This is a genomic window from Streptomyces pyxinae (assembly GCF_024756275.1).
Taxonomy (GTDB): Bacteria; Actinomycetota; Actinomycetes; order Streptomycetales; family Streptomycetaceae; genus Streptomyces; species Streptomyces pyxinae.
The window spans coordinates 51,023-66,266 of sequence record NZ_JANUGQ010000025.1 but is presented as its reverse complement, the minus strand read 5'-3'; the positions used below and the strand labels follow the sequence as shown (position 1 = coordinate 66,266).

The following is a 15,244-nucleotide window of genomic DNA, read 5'->3' as shown; positions in this document are numbered from 1 at the left end:
CTACGCCTGCGCGGCGGCCAGCTTCTTGGCCGCCGCGTCCAAACGGGCCAGCACGCGGTCCCGGCCGAGCAGCTCCATGGACTCGAACAGCGGGAGTCCGATCGTGCGGCCGGTGACCGCGACCCGGATGGGCGCCTGGGCCTTGCCCAGCTTGAGGCCGTGCTTCTCGCCGACGGCGAGCAGGACGGCCTTCAGGTCGTCCGCCTTCCAGTCCGCGACGGTGGCCAGCTCGGCACGGGCGTCGGACACGATGTCACCGGCGCCGACCTTCATCGCCTTGTTCCACGACGCCTCGTCCTCGACCGGCTGGTCGAGGAACAGGAAGTCCACGTAGCTGGTGATCTCCGACAGCAGCGCCAGTCGGGTCTGGGCCAGCGGGGCCGCCACCTCGAACAGGTCCTTGTCGAACGCCTCCGGGGCCCACGGCGCGTACGGGGCGACGAGCCACGGCGCGCAGGCGTTGGCGAACTGCTCCGGCGAGAGCGCGCGGATGTAGTCGCCGTTGAACGCCGTCAGCTTCTTCACGTCGAAGAAGGCCGGCGCGGTGTTGACGTCCTCGATCCGGAAGAGCTGCTCCAGCTCCTCGTACGGCATGATCTCCCGGTCGCCGCCGGGCCCCCAACCCAGGAGCATGAGGTAGTTCACCATCGCTTCGGGGAGGAAGCCTTCGGCGAGGTAGTCCTCCAGCGCGACCTTGTCGCGGCGCTTGGACAGCTTCTGCCGCTTCTCGTTCACGATCACCGGCAGGTGCGCCCACACCGGCGGCTTGGCGCCGAGGGCCTCCCACAGCAGCTGCTGCTTCGGCGTGTTCGACAGGTGCTCCTCGCCACGGATGACCTGCGTGATGCCCTCGTCCAGGTCGTCGACCACGTTGGCGATCAGGAAGACCGGGGACCCGTCACCGCGGGCGATCACGAAGTCCTCGATCGCGCTGTTCGGGAACGCCGGCTCCCCGCGGATCAGGTCGACCACGACGGTCTCGCCCTCGTCCGGCGTCCGGAACCGCAGCGCCCGGCCCTCCTCGAAGGCCAGCCCCCGCCCCCGGCAGAACCCGTCATACCCGAGGTGATCCGACCCGGTGCGCTCCTTCAGCTGCTCCCGGGTGCAGTCGCAGTAGTACGCCTTCCCGGCCGCGAAGAGCTGCAGCCCCGCCTCCCGGTGCCGGTCGGCGTTGTGCGACTGGAAGTACGGCCCTTCGAAGGCCGCGTCCTCGCCGTGGACGCCGATCGCCGCGAGTGCGTTGATGATCCCGTCGATCCACTCCGGCTTGTTCCGGGCCGCGTCGGTGTCCTCGATCCGCAGGACGAACGTGCCGCCGGACTGTCGCGCCACGGCCCAGTTGTAGAGAGCGGACCGAGCACCACCGACATGGAACATGCCGGTCGGGGACGGGGCGAAACGAACGCGAACCGGGGCAGCAGACATGCGCTCCAGAGTACCGACGCCGGACACCCGCCCCGGACCACTCCGCATACCCCACACCAACGTTTTCCGGCCGTCCTCGCCTTCTACCCGTACGTCTCCTTCCACCGCTCCCGGTGCCGCCGGTCCCCTTGTCCCAGACCGTTCACCACGCCGAGCGACAGCAGCGAGGCGCCGTTGTTCCACAGCCCGAGGTGATCGCGATGGACAGCGAGGATGTCGTTCTCCGTGGCGAACTTCTCAGCCGGCCCGCTGAAGTACGTCGTGGCCACGAAGATTGCCACGTCGACCTTGAAATGAACCTTCGCACCGAGCAGGTCCCGGATCTCCCTGCTGGGGATCTTGCTCTTGGGCGTGTACCGCTTGCACTGGATCACCATGCTCCGCCCATCGGGAAGAAGCCCCAGCACGTCGGCCCCGTTGTCGTGAGAGCCGCCGACCCTCCGCACGTCGGTGCATCCGTCGCGTCGGCAGAGGTCCACGACGAAGTCCTCGAAGTCCGTCCCCGTCATCGCATCGACCTCAGTCAGCGTCCGGTGCCCCGCCTTCACAGCCTCATCACACCGCCACTGCCGATCGCCACCCCGGATGAACCAATTGGTGCGCCACAACCACCACCCACCGCCGGCGACTCCACCCAGAACGAGACCACCGACGAGATAGGGCCAGACCACGCTCCAGAAGGCCACCAGTACGACGACGCTCACGCCCCCGGCGATAACACTGCGGCGGAGCCGCTGCTCTCGACGTTTCCGGGCTGCTGATCCTCGCCGCTTCCGTGCCACTGCCATGGCGCCCCTCCCTCGTCCAGTGCAGCAGTCTCGGGAAGCCTGAGGCGTCCGAGAAGGGCGCCGTTCAGCCAATGGCTGATGTCGTTCGCTGGGCTGACGGATAAGGGACGGGACACATGGGATACCGCGTGCGTCGAACCGAGCAAGCGCCAGACGGTCCGGGGGCGGGGATGCCTGTCAGACGACATTCATCCTTCAAGAACGTCGAGTGCGGCTTCCTCGGTCGTTGTCTGTTCTGGCATGTCCGCCAGCTCCCATTCAAGAGTGCTGAGATCGAATCCAAATCGAGCGTTTTCCTCCAGGAAAACATCCTCGCGAAAGACGAGGACAGGCTTAGGGCCATGCCCGGAACCCTTCGCCTCCTCCCAGATGGTTTGCGCAGGGGAGTTGCGAAATGCCTTCAATGCCTTATCGCGCTGCTCGCCCGCCTCCATCAGCGAGATGCTAATTCCATCAGAGATGAGCTTCTCCATTTCAGAACCGCTGTAGTTGCGGTTACAGAGAAGCCTCGCCGCTCGTTTCCGTCCCGGGTGGATTGAATCCCAGACTGATCGAGCGTTCCTCCGACCCTGACCAGGCGGATTCCCTCCGAATCCCGTCATCACCGTATTCCAGAGGACAGGGCTATAGGCACGCAAAAGGGCTCGCTCGCCTAGGACGATCCAAATGTCGTCGAGGGTCAGGGATCTGACGTCGAAATGCGAGGCGTCGAGGTTGGCGGCTTCGTTGATGCTTCTACGGTGATCCCTTATGCGGCCGAACAGTTTTCGCTCAGACATGTTCGGCGGATCTCCGTAGCTACTATCGCCAGCCGATGCCTTCCCGACGTAGATAGGAATATCGCGGTCCTTCAGGCCCTCGTAGATCTCGAGGTCGCCTTTATAGTAGAGCGCATATAGCCCTGCTCCCGGGAAAGGCTTGACCTTATCCAGGGGCACGCGCGGTCGCCCGTCCATCTCCTCCCGGAGATTGCGGCCGAGCAAGTCAAGGCCCAACGGGTTGAACTGCGGAGATGTCACGTCATCAGGGCTGGGAGCCATGGGCGGGATCCTACCGACCGCCGCAGTGGCCGTCCCTCAGCCCCCGGCATTATGTCAGATCCGGGTGCGTGCGCCGAGGGTCGGCGATCTGGACTACCTCTTCATGTTCGACTCTGATTGTCCGGAGTTGTGCTGGTCTGCTGACGAGGTCCGCACAACTGATATCACCCGCGCCGCGGCGGCGTCGGGGGCCTCGTGCTCCCAGACGCGAACGACTGTCCAGCCGGCCTCTTGCAGGAGGCGATCCGTCTCCGCGTCCCTGGTCTGATTGCCCTCGATCTTGCTTCGCCAGAACTCGGCGTTCTTGTGCGACTCCCGAAGGTGTTCTGGACAGCCGTGCCAGAAACATCCGTCGACGAACACCGCGACCTTGGGCTTAGAAAAGATCAGGTCGGCGGTGCGCCGCAGGTCAGGCAAGGGCCGTGCCGCCACGCGGTACCGGAGACCCTGCTTGTGCAACAGGGAACGGAGCCTCAGCTCGGGTCGGGTGTCCTTACTCCGATTGGCCCGCATCACCGCACGCACCGACGGCGAGGAAGCCCAGGATCCCTCTGCCTGTGGTTCCTCGGTGAGAAGGCCCTTCTCCCAGGCCATCTTCCACCCCTCGGCAAGGTTCGCGGCCCGGGTTTCGCGTTCGACCTGCCCGAGGTAGCGGGCCGGAGACTTACCGCCGTCGGACCAGCGCAGGTACGCGCGAATGCGTCGCGTATCGGGAAGAACCTTCAGCTCCACCGACGCCCGGGCGAACCGTCCCTCGCCGAGATCCACGGAGCGCCTGTGGCGGCCACCGGCGGCCCGGTCCTGTTCGGCCGTGATGGCGGTCCGGGTTCTACCGGGCCGCCCTTTCCAGGCTCGGTCCGGCGGCGGGTCGTGCTTCCAGCCGCTCTGCGCTCTGCTGGTGGGCCCGGTCACTTCTGGCGCCCCTCCGCCTCGTCCAGGACAGTGGCGACCGCCTTGGCGAAGACCTCGCCAAGGGCAACGGGTACGGCGTTGCCGAGCTGGCGCATCTTCTCGCCTCGCGGGCCCCTGAGGTCCCAGGTGTCGGGGAAGGTCATGACGCGGGCGGTCTCGCGGACCGTCATGTACCTGTGCTTGTACCGGGCGCCGCCAGGAGCGGTCTTGTCGGCCACCAACTCGTCGAGGAGCATGACCGACTCACCGCCGGGCACACCGTGCACGCCGGCCTTGACAGTCTTCGCTGGGCGATCGAGTTCGTTGGGGGTGTGTCCGTCGTAGATGCGGGCACCGGGCCAGCCGATGTGTTCCGTGAACCCGCCGAGGAAGTGCTCGGTTCGGTCCAGCCACTCGTCCGGCACGTCGGGCAGGGGTTTGTTGTCGCTGATGCCGGCGATCGCGTCGCGCAGGGTGTACCAGGGCAGCAGGCCGTCGTCCATCGGCATGGTCTTCGGGAGGCGGGCCATGACCCGCTCCTTCACATGGTCCGGGACATTCGGGTGTCGCTTCCAGTACTCCCCGTCCTCCTCCATGGAGCGGATGAGGGCGGTCTCGGAGTGCGTCGGCTTCACGAGGGTCTTGAACAGCTCGCGGTCGACATTCAAGTCGCGACGGAACGCGACGATGATCACGCGGTTACGGATCTGGGGCACCCCGTAGTCGGCGGCGTTCACCGGCATCATGACGAGGTCGTACCGCTTCTTGGGGTCGTCCGGCTCCTTCTCGCGCTGCTCCAGCAGATGCTTGTAGTGCTGCTCCCAGGTGCGGTTGCCTCGCTTCTCGAAAGGCATCTCCAGCTCACGCTGGATGTAGTTGAAGTAGTCCCTGAAGGAGGGCCTGAGCAAGCCGCGCACGTTCTCACAGATCACGGCCTTCGGCTGGATCTGTTGGACCGCCTTGAACATCTGCGGGAACATGTTCCGCTTGTCCTCGTCGCCCTTGGCGACGCCGCCGAGGCTGAACGGTTGGCAGGGAGGGCCGCCGGCGAGCACGTCCACTTGGCCCGCCAGGTAGTCCATGTCGAGGTCTTGGACATCGCCCGCGACGAGGGGCACCTTCTCGTTGGGCCCGGGGGCTCGGGTCGGCTTCTGGCCGTCGGGCAGCCGCTGAGCCCCGTTGGCCTCCAAGGTCTCGCACGCCCGCTTGGCGAACTCGTTGAAGAGCAGGGGACGGAATCCAGCGCGGTGGACGGCCATGGCCAGACCGCCAGCGCCAGCGAAGAGTTCGACGCCCGTGCGGTCCTTCTTTGATTCTTCTTGCAGTTCAGCCATTCCAAAAGCATACCGCGGAGTTGTAGATCTTCAAGCCATTTCAAGATGAAGGTTCGGCCACGTGTACAAGTCACCGATAGGGTTTCCGGGAACATGTCGAGCAAGGGAGTGGGACTGATGGCGCCGGTGGTGGGCTCCGACGACGGGACGCAGTACCACAAGGACTTCACCCTGAGCATCACCAAGGCGCTCGGCGACCAGCTGGCCGCCGCACTCAAGGGGCTCGACAGGGCTCCCCTCGTCGAGGAGAGCATCGCGCGGCTCAAGGAGAAGCCCGGGGTCTACCAGCTGTATTTGAACGGCGAGTTTGTCTACGTCGGCAAGGCCGACAAGTCCCTGCCGGCCCGTCTTCGCAACCACCTCCGCAAGATCTCGGGGCGCCGCAACATCTCCCTGGACGAGATGACCTTCTCGTGCCTGTACGTAGCCGAGGACTTCTCGGCGCTCGCCCCGGAACAACTACTCATCAGTCACCACAAGGGCATGGGGAACATCCCCTGGAACAACAATGGCTTCGGCAACAAGGACCCTGGTCGCCAGCGGGACAGCACCGTCCTGAAGCAGAACCACTTCGACGTCGTGTTCCCCATCGACCTTGATCGGCCGATCGAGGGGCTGTCGCCCGGCGAGGCGACGCTGCACGAGCTCCTGGAGACGATCAAGGCCGACCTGCCGTACAACTTTAGGTACGGAAAGTCGGCGGAGTTCAAGGCTCGGAGCGTCAACGTGCCATCGGCTGAGATGACGGCCGACGAGGTCTTTCAACTGGTCTCCGCAGAGATACCGGCCAAGTGGCAGGTCACTGCCCTCATGGGCTACGTGATCATGTACGACGACAGCCCGAACGAGTACAAGAGCGCATGGCGGTACTACCGTGCTGGCCAGCAGATTGGTGCTGTACCGGAGGCTGAGCCCGCTGGGGACGTGGAAAGCGATTCGTCAGACCTGAGGGAGTGACCTGAGTCACCGATCGCCTCCCGGAGGTCTGGTGACCAGGGCGGAGACAGATAGCGATGAAGATATCCGACGTGAATCAACTGGGCGATCTACAGATGTGGGCTCACCGCGGGGCTTCGGCCGCCAGCCAGTCAGTGCCACACTGACCTACATGATCAGGGAACTCGCTGAAGAGATCGTGTCCGAGGCCAGCGCTGTGGAGATCCCTCTGGGAGTGCTTGCCGAGGCTGGCCTGTACCCAGGGACCGCCGTTCTCATCTACAGCGATGGGGACGGACGCATCGTTGTTCGACGCCGGGAGGACGCCATTCGCGACCTCCTGGCGAATGGCGCGCTGTGAGTCGCTCAGAGTCCACCTGCGAGCCCTCGCCAGCACTGGTGCATCCTGGCGAGGACGGCACGGAGGGGTCTCCTTACCCGCTGGGACGAGACGTCTGACGCTCGGCGACCTTTGCCCAGTAGTTGATCTGAGAGTGGACGTTCATCAGGTGGCTCAGGAGTTCGTTCGGGCTCGCCCAACCCTCTTTGTCGAGAAGCGGTCCACCCTGGGTTTCCTCCACGCTGGCGAGCTCGTCGATGTCCAGGTCGATCTGCTCGATGAGCCGGGCGATCTGGCCCTTTAGGCGAGTTGTCTTCATCCGAGGTGACTCGTTGGGGGGCGTGACAGGCCGGGGCAGAGTGGTACCCGTGGGGTAAGTCTCATAGCGAAGCCATCGGTCCTCGATCGGCATCGGGTGACCGGCAGGATCTTCATGCCAGGCCCCATACTCGTCGCGGGTGCCGCGCTGGAAGTCTCCCTCTTCCGTGACGCGGCGTGGGTGTGTCCCAGTCCGCCCGTCGATGACCGCTTGGGCGAGCAGCCGCAAGCCATGCTCGTCGTGGAGCATTGCCTCCAGAATTTGATGAGGGCCGCGCTTGTCCGCGTCGGTACTTCCCATCGCTTCGCGTTGCAATCCACCCCACGCCGTGAGGTGGTACTGTGCCAAGGCCGCGAGTTCCACTCGATTAACCCATGCTTCGGGATCAACCTGGGGATTGCCAAGGACGGCGCGGAGTTCTCCCAAGGCCGCTTCGAGGAGCTTCTCGGGCGACCGGCCTGTGACCTTCCACGGCACCGTCGCATACCGGGCCAGTCGTGCGCAGCGTAGGTACGAGGCACGCATCCGTTCTGCCCGCTGGCGCTCAGGATCGTTCGTGTCCAGCGTGGTAGCGATGCTTCGGGTGGGCCGGAGAGCCAACTCTGCGATTACATCTGTGCGTCGGCTGGCGCTGACGCTCTTCTTGGCGGTGACGTCGCGAATCCCTCGTTCGACAAGCTCGCGGTGGTGCTCGCGGAGAAGAGCAGCGAGAACGAAGGCCGCCTGCTCGTCTCGCTCGATGGGGAGCCCCTCGATTTTGGCCTGCTCCGGGGTGAGAAGGCCAGCGAGGTAGTCGTGGACGGGATCATCGAGTACGTCGGCACCGCGCAGCACATCGAGGACCGCTTCGGCCATGGCTTCGAGTTTGCCCGTCTGGCTCCACGGCCGAGGAGGATCAACGTGGAGCATGCCGACGAAGGCATTGACCGCGCGCGCGTAGTCGTACCCGTCCTTGGTGGGGGTAAAGCGGAGAAATACCCGAGCGGGAGTGATCAACGCGTTCCGCTGTCGGATTAGCCGTCGGCGACCAGCGGGGCGCAGCGCCTCAGGGTCGACTTCGCTGATGGAACCGATGAAGCGACGATAGTCATCGCGGTTCGTCGGAAAGTGGTAGTGCGTCTGACGATCGGTGAGCGCCAGGACGTGGTGAGCGTTGGTGACGCGGCTGGAGCCGTCAGCAGTTCCCAGGAGGGGCATGGGGGGTTCGCCGTCGCGGTGCCGCAACTTGAAGAAGACGACGTTCACTGGCATGGCGATGCCGCGCGCCGCGATGGACTCGCGCAGGTTGTTGTTCGCCAGGATGAACTCGCGGGCTCGCTCCGTCTCGTCTTGTACGTGGCTGACGTCCTCGCCTTCGATCCAAAGCGAGGTGGTCTCGCCAGGACCGGAGCGAGGGCCAGTGAGCGGGCCCATGTACCCTTCGGCGCCGGCCGCCGGGTATACCCGCTTTTCCATCGTGCGGTTGTTGGTCGGCAGCGGTACCAGGCCAGGTACGTAGAGGTCGAGGTCAATCGCCTCGATGACGCCTCCGGCGATGTTGACCCGAGTAGGACGGCGAAGCAACGTCCTCAGCTCACTCGGGTCGACAGCGGCGTGGGCCAACGCGGTGGCGAACTCGCTAGGCAGTCCAGCCTCCACACCCGCCTTGGCGGCGCGGTTGACCGCGGCCATCTTCGGCAACGGCGGCAGGTCGCTGTCGCCGAACCGTGACCAGATCGCGGCACTGTCCTGTTCTGTGTCCTCGGTCGCGTCAAGCTCGTCTTCCACGGCGTCGGGCTCCTCCACGTCCTCGGCCGTCTGCTCGTACTCGGCATCGTCCTGATCGGGCACGTTGTCCTCCGTATGTGAGGTGATCGGTCTAAGGAGTGCGCGGTGATGCGGAAGAGGCACCCCGCGCGGGGCCGCCGGCGGTTCGGGTGGGGCCGCCGGCGGCTGGCCTCTCAGGCGGTGGGGGGCAGGTCCGAGCGGCGCTTCCTGACCTCGCGCAGGTCGCCTCGGATTGAGCTCTCGTCTCGCTGAAGCAGCCGCGCGATGGTCGCCGTCGGGACGTCGAGGGTGTACAGCGCGGTCACCTGTCGATGCCGCTTGGCGATCTCGCCGGACTTCCGCCAGTTCTTACGCCGCTCCTCGGCGGTTTCCCCGGCCAGGAACACGTGCTCGTCCCGACTGTCCTGGGCGTAGTCGCGGCAGATCTCCAGCAGGGGACAGGCGAGGCACACCGCCCGGGCCTTGGGAAAGTCCCGCTCCGGCACGGTCGGCTCTCCGTCGAACGTCGCCTGCTGTTCCTGCGGGGTCGGGAACCGAGTCCGGTCCCAGGTGCTGCACGCGGCCTCGCCCATGGGCGGGCCGAAGGGCTCCATTGCCCAGAACAAGGCGTCAGGCGGGAGTTCGTCTTCGATCTCGTCGTGGGGCTCCACGGCGCTCCTCCTCAGACCACGGTTAGCGTGGTGTAGAGGACGAGGGGGTCACGCCCACGTCTCTTGATCGTCAGATGGCGTCGTTCGAGTCTCTGGACGTACGAGACGAATCAGAACTGGGCATTTCCCAGTCCCGTCGCGTGCCTGCGCCGTTCGGCGCTCGCACGGCCTGCGGAGTGACCCCCGAAGCGAAGCTGAGGCCAGTTTGGCACTGGCCTCGGCTGATTCGGGAGAAATGGACAGGACCTCAAGTTGTAGGTGTGCAAGCTGTGTTGAGTCTGGTCCCTATGGCTCGTGAGACGGCGATGGTCAGCTTGGCTGACCATTAAGGATTCCCAACCCAGCCCGGTAGCGAACTCGCTCGGCCCTCACCTGGGGTGAGAGAGGTGAGTTCAGAGGGACAAGCGTTGCAGGCGGGTGGTCGCCTCGTGGAGGACGTCGTCCTTCTTGCAGAAGGTGAAGCGGACCTGGGTGCGGCCGGCGTCGGGGTCGTCGTAGAAGACGGAGTTGGGGATGGCGACGACGCCGCAGCGTTCGGGGAGGGCGCGGCAGAAGGCGTAGGCGTCCTTCTCGCCGAAGGAGGTGATGTCGGTGGTGATGAAGTACGTGCCCTCCGGCTGGTAGACATCGAAGCCGGCCGCGCGCAGGCCGTCGCCGAGCAGGTCGCGCTTGCGTTGCAGGTCGGCACGGAAGCCGTCGAAGTACGAGTCGGGGAGGCGAAGCGCTTCGGCGACGGCGTACTGGAAGGGGCCCCCGCTGACGTACGTCAGGTACTGCTTTGCGGTCCGGACCGCAGAGACGAGCGGGCCGTCCGCCATGACCCAGCCAACCTTCCATCCGGTGAAGGAGAAGGTCTTGCCGGCGGAGGAGATGGAGACGGTGCGCTTGCGCATGCCGGGGAAGCTCGCGATCGGGACGTGGGCGGCGCCGTCGAAGACCAGGTGCTCGTACACCTCGTCGGTGACCACGAGCAGGTCGTGCTCGACAGCGAGCGCGGCGATGGTGCTCTGCTCGTCGGCGGTGAGGACCATCCCGGTCGGGTTGTGCGGGGTGTTGAGGAGCAGGAGGCGAGTGCGCGGGGTGATCTTGGATCGCAGCTCGTCCAGGTCCGGGCGGAAGGACGGGGCGCGCAGGGTGAGCGGGACGCGCTTCGCGCCGGCCATGGCGATGCAGGCCGCGTAGGAGTCGTAGAAGGGCTCGAAGGCGATCACCTCGTCACCGGGCTCCAGCAGCGCGAGCATGGTCGCCGCGATCGCCTCCGTCGCGCCCGCGGTGACCAGGACCTCGGTGTCCGGGTCGAGGCTCAGGCCGTAGAAGCGGCGCTGGTGGTCGGCGATCGCCTGGCGGAGTTCCGGGATGCCGGGGCCCGGCGGGTACTGGTTGCCGCGGCCGTCGCGCAGTGCTCGTACGGCGGCCTCGCGTACGGACTCCGGGCCGTCGGTGTCGGGGAAGCCCTGGCCCAGGTTGATCGCGCCCGTCGCTGTCGCCAATGCCGACATCTCCGCGAAGATCGTCGTCCCGAGCCCGTCCAGCCTGCGGTTCAGCAGCGGCCTGCCGCTCATGTCTCTACCGTCCTCACATGTGTCCGCCGATGCTTCGCGTGCCATCCTGGCCGATGCCGGGCGGGCGGTCACGCGGCCATGACCCAATAGGTAGGCGAATCGGGATTGACCCAGCCGATCTTCCAGCCGGTGAACGAAAAGGACTTGCCGGCGGACGAGATGGTGAGGGTGCGCTCGCGCATGCCGGGGAAGCCGGCGATCGGCAGATGGGCGGGGGTGGGGGCGGGAGTGCCGGCGGCCTCCGTTTCCGGGAACACGGCCGGGCCCGGCGACGTGGCCGGGGGTGTGGCCGGGGCCGGGGCGGTGGTCGGGTAGACCAGGTGCTCGTAGACCTCGTCGGTCACCACCAGCAGGTCGCGCTCGACCGCCAGCTCGGCGATCGCGGCCAGTTCCGCGCGGGTGAGGACCGTGCCGGTGGGGTTGTGCGGGGTGTTGAGCAGCAGCAGCCGGGTGCGGTCGGTGACGGCGGCCCGCAACTCGTCGAGGTCCAGGGTGAACCGGCCGCCGCCGGGCCGGAGGGTGACCGGGACCCGGGTGCCGCCGGCCATCGCGACGCAGGCGGCGTACGAGTCGTAGTACGGCTCCAGGGCGATGACCTCGTCGCCCGGCTCGACCAGCGCCAGCAGCGCCGCCGCGATCGCCTCCGTCGCGCCCGTGGTGACCAGGACCTCGGTCTCGGGGTCGTACGTCAGCCCGTGGAACCGGAGCTGGTGCTCGGCCACCGCCGCGCGCAGCTCGGGGACGCCGGGGCCCGGCGGGTACTGGTTGCCCCGGCCCTCCCGTACGGCGCGGGCCGCCGCCTCCGCGATCTCCGCCGGACCGTCGGTGTCGGGGAAGCCCTGCCCGAGGTTGATCGAGCCGGTGGTCAGGGCCAGCGCGGACATCTCGGCGAAGATCGTGGTGCCGAACGGGGCCAGCCGGCGGTTGAGCGGGGGACGCGGTGGTGTCATGGGGGCATCCTGGTCCGAACCTCTGGAGTTGCTCAAGTGCGCTTTGGACACCGGGACGCCGGGGGATCTCCCTGCCACGCACAAGAGAGCCCCGGTGATGTCCCGCCGGGGCGCGGGACGCGGCGGTGCGCGGCGGTACACCGGGGTGTACGGCGGCACGCGGCGGTACTCACACGGGGAAGGGGGACCCGACGATGGTGGCACTGATCGTGCTGGGCACGACGCTGGTGGTGGTGTTCGCGCTCGCCGGACTGCTGGCGGCGGGGCGCGGTGGCGGGAACGCCAAGAGCCTCGGGAAGGGGCGGGGGCCCGGCGGCAGGTCGGGCCGGCGGCGGAGTGCCGCGGCCGCCGGGGGAGGCAGCTGGTGGGCCGGGGACGGCGGTTGGTCCGGCGGGGACTCCGGGAGCGGAGCCGGCGGTCATCACTCCGGCGGACACTCGGGCGGGCATTCCTGCGGCGGGCACTCCGGTGGTCACTCCTGCGGCGGCGGTGGCTCGTCCTGCGGGGGCGGCGGAGGCGGATGCGGGGGCAGTTGACACGGGGTGGCCGGAATGTGACGGGGTGGCCGGTGTGCCGGAACGACGGGAAGGGCAACTCCCGTTGTTCCGGCTTTTGTTGACGTTATGTCTCACACCTGCGCGTCCAGCAGGCCGTTTTCCGTTGAACAGTTGAACCGCGGAGCCCCCCAGGGGATGGAAACCAGTTCAACTTGGGTAAAAACGCTGTGAGCCGCCCACGGTTCATGACAGCCTCGCTGTCGACACCTTCCAGCCATCGGACCTCGTGTGGACCCGAGCCGGTGGAGTCCGATCCCCCACGCGTGTCTTCCGGGGCGTTCCGGTCCAGCCACGAGCCGTGTTTGCGGAGCCGTTCCATGCTCACGACCCTTGAGACCTCTTACACCGACACCCGTGCCACCGACCTGGCCTGGGCGCTGGGCCGGGAGGCGCTGCCCGCCCTCGCCGTACTCGACCTCGAACTCTCCGGCGCCATACTCCAGTTGAGACTGCTCGGCGCCTCCCACCAGGTACTGCTGGAGGAGGGTGGCGGCAGATGTTCCGAGACCGTGGCCTGTATGCCCGGCAGCAGTACGCCGCTGCCCCTGGGGGTGGCGAAACAGGTGGGGGGCTGGGAGTACGAGTTCGCCGCCCGGGTGGAGAGCCTCTCGGAGGGCTCGTTCGCCGGGCGGGCCCAGGAGTTGCTCGCCCTGGTCGCCGATCACCCGCACGGGCTGGCGGGGACGTTTCCGGGCTCGCCGCACGCGTTCACGGCCATGCTCGCCCAGCGCCGCGGCCGGCAGGTGCGGTGGCGCACCTGGCACGCCTACCCGCAGGAGGGGCAGTTGGTGGTGACCCGGACCAGTATCGGGGTGCCGGATGCGCGCTGAGGACTGAGGGCTGAGGGGCTGAGGGCGTTCAGGGGTGGGGGATCGAGGGGCCGGGGGCTGTGGGGGCTGGGGGTGGGGGTGTGACGGGGCGCGGCGGGTTCTATGCCTGGGGCGACGTTATTTCACCCGTGTGGGTGACAAGCCGTAATAATGATGTGACGTAGCGTTTCTTCTGTGATCGAAACGCCGACCCCTGTCTCCGCACCGCTCGGCCCGGCGGGCGCCGGGTCGCCGTCGGCGGGGCGGCGAGCGGGGCGACTCTGGGTGCTGGTCGCCGTCTTCGTCTGCGCCGCGTGCGGCCTGGTGTACGAGCTGGAGCTGGTCGCCCTCGCCTCCTCGCTCATCGGCGACTCGGTCACCCAGGCGTCCGTCGTGCTCTCGCTGATGGTCTTCGCCATGGGCATCGGCTCGCTGCTGGCCAAGCGGCTGCGCTGCCGGGCGGTGGTCGGGTTCGGTCTGCTGGAGGCGGCGCTGGCGCTCACCGGCGGCTGCTCGGCGCTCGCGCTCCACGCGGCCTTCGCCTGGCTGGGCGGCTCACGGCCGGTGCTGGTCGCCTTCTCGCTGGCCATCGGGGTGCTGATCGGCGCCGAGATGCCGCTGCTGATGACGCTGATCCAGCAGGTCTCCCGGCGGGCCCGGCAGGACGCGGACGGGACGGTGGCCGAGCTGTTCGCCGCCGACTACGTGGGCGCGCTCGTCGGCGGGCTGGCCTTTCCGTTTCTGCTGCTCCCCTGGCTGGGCCAGCTCACCAGCGCGCTGCTGACGGGTGCGGTGAACGCGGTGGCGGGCGGGGCACTGGTGCTGTGGGTGTTCGGGCGGGACCTGACCGCCCCGGCGCGGCGGCTGCTGGTCCTCGCCAATGTGCTGGTGCTGATCTGGCTGGCGGTCGCCACCGCGCTGGTGGACGACTTCGAGCGGGCCGCGCGGCGGGCGGTGTACGGGGACCGGGTGCGGGTGGCCGTCCGGACGGAGGTGCAGGAGATCGTCCTGACCGGCGGGCGCGGCGAGCCGCTCGGGCTCTATCTGGACGGGCAGTTGCGGGTCAGCGGAGCCGATGAGCGGCGGTACCACCAGGCCCTGGTGCACCCGGCGATGCGCGGGCCGCACGCCCGGGTGCTGGTCCTGGGCGGCGGCGACGGGCTGGTGGCGCGGGAGGTGCTCCGCTACCGGGACGTGGCCGCCGTGACGGTGGTGGAGCTGGACCCGGAGGTGGTCCGGCTGGCCCGTACCGACCCCGAGCTGGTCCGGCTCAACGGCCGGGCCCTCGCCGACCCGAGGACCCGGGTGGTGCTCGCCGACGCCTTCGGCTGGCTGCGCGGCCGGGCGGCGGGCGTCCCGGAACCGGGGGAGTCCCCGGAGCCGTACGACGTGGTGATCGCGGACCTGCCGGACCCGGGCGACACCAGCGGCACCCGGCTGTACGCGCGGGAGTTCTACGGGCTGGCCGCCCGGGCGCTGGCCCCGGACGGGCGGCTCGCCGTGCACGCGGGCCCGGCGGAGTCCCGGCCCCGCAGCTACTGGACGGTGGCGGCGACCCTGCGCGCGGCCGGGTTCGCCGTACGGGCGTACAGCGCGCCGGGCGGGGCGGACGTCCCCGGTGATGAGGGGGCCGACGGGGCCGACCGGGGAGCCCAGGGCCACCAGGACGCCCGGGCGGTGCACGACTGGGGGCTGCTGCTGGCCGCGCCCGGGGCCGTACCGCCGGTGCTGGCGCTGGCGGCGGACGCGCCCGCGCGGCTGGAGCTGGGCCCGGCGGTGCTGGCGGCGGAGGCCCGGCGTGCCGAGCGCACCCGGCTGGCCGGTCTGGAGCCGTCCACGCTGGTGCACCCCCGGTACGGCGGCTGAGCGCGGCCGG

Annotated in this window: 12 protein-coding genes and 1 pseudogene; 4 read left to right on the top strand and 9 right to left on the bottom strand. The window is 67.9% G+C overall.

Going from position 1 to position 15,244, the window contains the following annotated elements; all coding sequences use genetic code 11:
- From gltX to NX801_RS24205, 5 genes are all read right to left on the bottom strand, one after another.
- The gene (gltX, locus tag NX801_RS24225) at positions 1-1,377 is read right to left on the bottom strand and encodes a glutamate--tRNA ligase (RefSeq protein WP_258790041.1); all 1,377 of its coding nucleotides are present in this window, start codon (positions 1,375-1,377) and stop codon (positions 1-3) included.
- 131 nt (positions 1,378-1,508) lie between these two features.
- Entirely contained in the window at positions 1,509-2,129 is a 621-nt protein-coding gene (locus tag NX801_RS24220) for a restriction endonuclease (protein WP_258790003.1), read from the bottom strand.
- A gap of 272 nt (positions 2,130-2,401) precedes the next feature.
- A complete protein-coding gene (locus NX801_RS24215) occupies positions 2,402-3,253 on the bottom strand; it encodes an Eco29kI family restriction endonuclease (RefSeq protein ID WP_258790001.1) in 852 nt (283 codons plus the stop codon).
- Between the two features lie 93 nt (positions 3,254-3,346).
- A complete protein-coding gene (locus NX801_RS24210) occupies positions 3,347-4,021 on the bottom strand; it encodes a very short patch repair endonuclease (RefSeq protein WP_258790000.1) in 675 nt (224 codons plus the stop codon).
- Positions 4,022-4,161: 140 nt separating this feature from the next.
- Positions 4,162-5,478: a DNA cytosine methyltransferase gene (locus NX801_RS24205; protein WP_258789999.1), complete on the bottom strand. Its 1,317-nt coding sequence runs from the start codon at positions 5,476-5,478 to the stop codon at positions 4,162-4,164.
- 93 nt (positions 5,479-5,571) lie between these two features.
- On the opposite strand from NX801_RS24205, the gene NX801_RS24200 reads away from it, so the two are divergent.
- Together NX801_RS24200 and NX801_RS24195 are read left to right on the top strand one after the other, a co-directional pair.
- Positions 5,572-6,435, top strand: a complete 864-nt coding sequence (locus NX801_RS24200; RefSeq protein ID WP_258789998.1) for an Eco29kI family restriction endonuclease — start codon at positions 5,572-5,574, stop codon at positions 6,433-6,435.
- Positions 6,436-6,586: 151 nt separating this feature from the next.
- Positions 6,587-6,775 (top strand): hypothetical protein, encoded by a 189-nt coding sequence (locus tag NX801_RS24195; RefSeq protein ID WP_258789997.1) that lies wholly within the window; start codon positions 6,587-6,589, stop codon positions 6,773-6,775.
- Between the two features lie 73 nt (positions 6,776-6,848).
- Here NX801_RS24195 and NX801_RS24190 read toward each other — a convergent pair whose 3' ends face one another.
- The 4 genes and pseudogenes from NX801_RS24190 to NX801_RS24175 all read right to left on the bottom strand — a co-directional run.
- Entirely contained in the window at positions 6,849-8,903 is a 2,055-nt protein-coding gene (locus NX801_RS24190; RefSeq protein ID WP_258789996.1) for a hypothetical protein, read from the bottom strand.
- 110 nt (positions 8,904-9,013) lie between these two features.
- Complete coding sequence (locus NX801_RS24185; protein ID WP_258789995.1) at positions 9,014-9,490, bottom strand: WhiB family transcriptional regulator; 477 nt, start codon at positions 9,488-9,490, stop codon at positions 9,014-9,016.
- 392 nt (positions 9,491-9,882) lie between these two features.
- The gene (locus NX801_RS24180; RefSeq protein ID WP_258789994.1) at positions 9,883-11,052 is read right to left on the bottom strand and encodes a pyridoxal phosphate-dependent aminotransferase; all 1,170 of its coding nucleotides are present in this window, start codon (positions 11,050-11,052) and stop codon (positions 9,883-9,885) included.
- Between the two features lie 107 nt (positions 11,053-11,159).
- Positions 11,160-12,002, bottom strand: a pseudogene (locus NX801_RS24175) (aminotransferase class I/II-fold pyridoxal phosphate-dependent enzyme); the annotation flags it as partial.
- Between the two features lie 874 nt (positions 12,003-12,876).
- Here NX801_RS24175 and NX801_RS24170 point away from each other — a divergent pair.
- Together NX801_RS24170 and NX801_RS24165 are read left to right on the top strand one after the other, a co-directional pair.
- Positions 12,877-13,389, top strand: coding sequence for a DUF2617 family protein (locus NX801_RS24170; RefSeq protein ID WP_258789993.1), 513 nt, complete (start codon positions 12,877-12,879; stop codon positions 13,387-13,389).
- A gap of 174 nt (positions 13,390-13,563) precedes the next feature.
- A complete protein-coding gene (locus tag NX801_RS24165; RefSeq protein WP_258789992.1) occupies positions 13,564-15,234 on the top strand; it encodes a polyamine aminopropyltransferase in 1,671 nt (556 codons plus the stop codon).
- Positions 15,235-15,244: the final 10 nt, after the last annotated feature.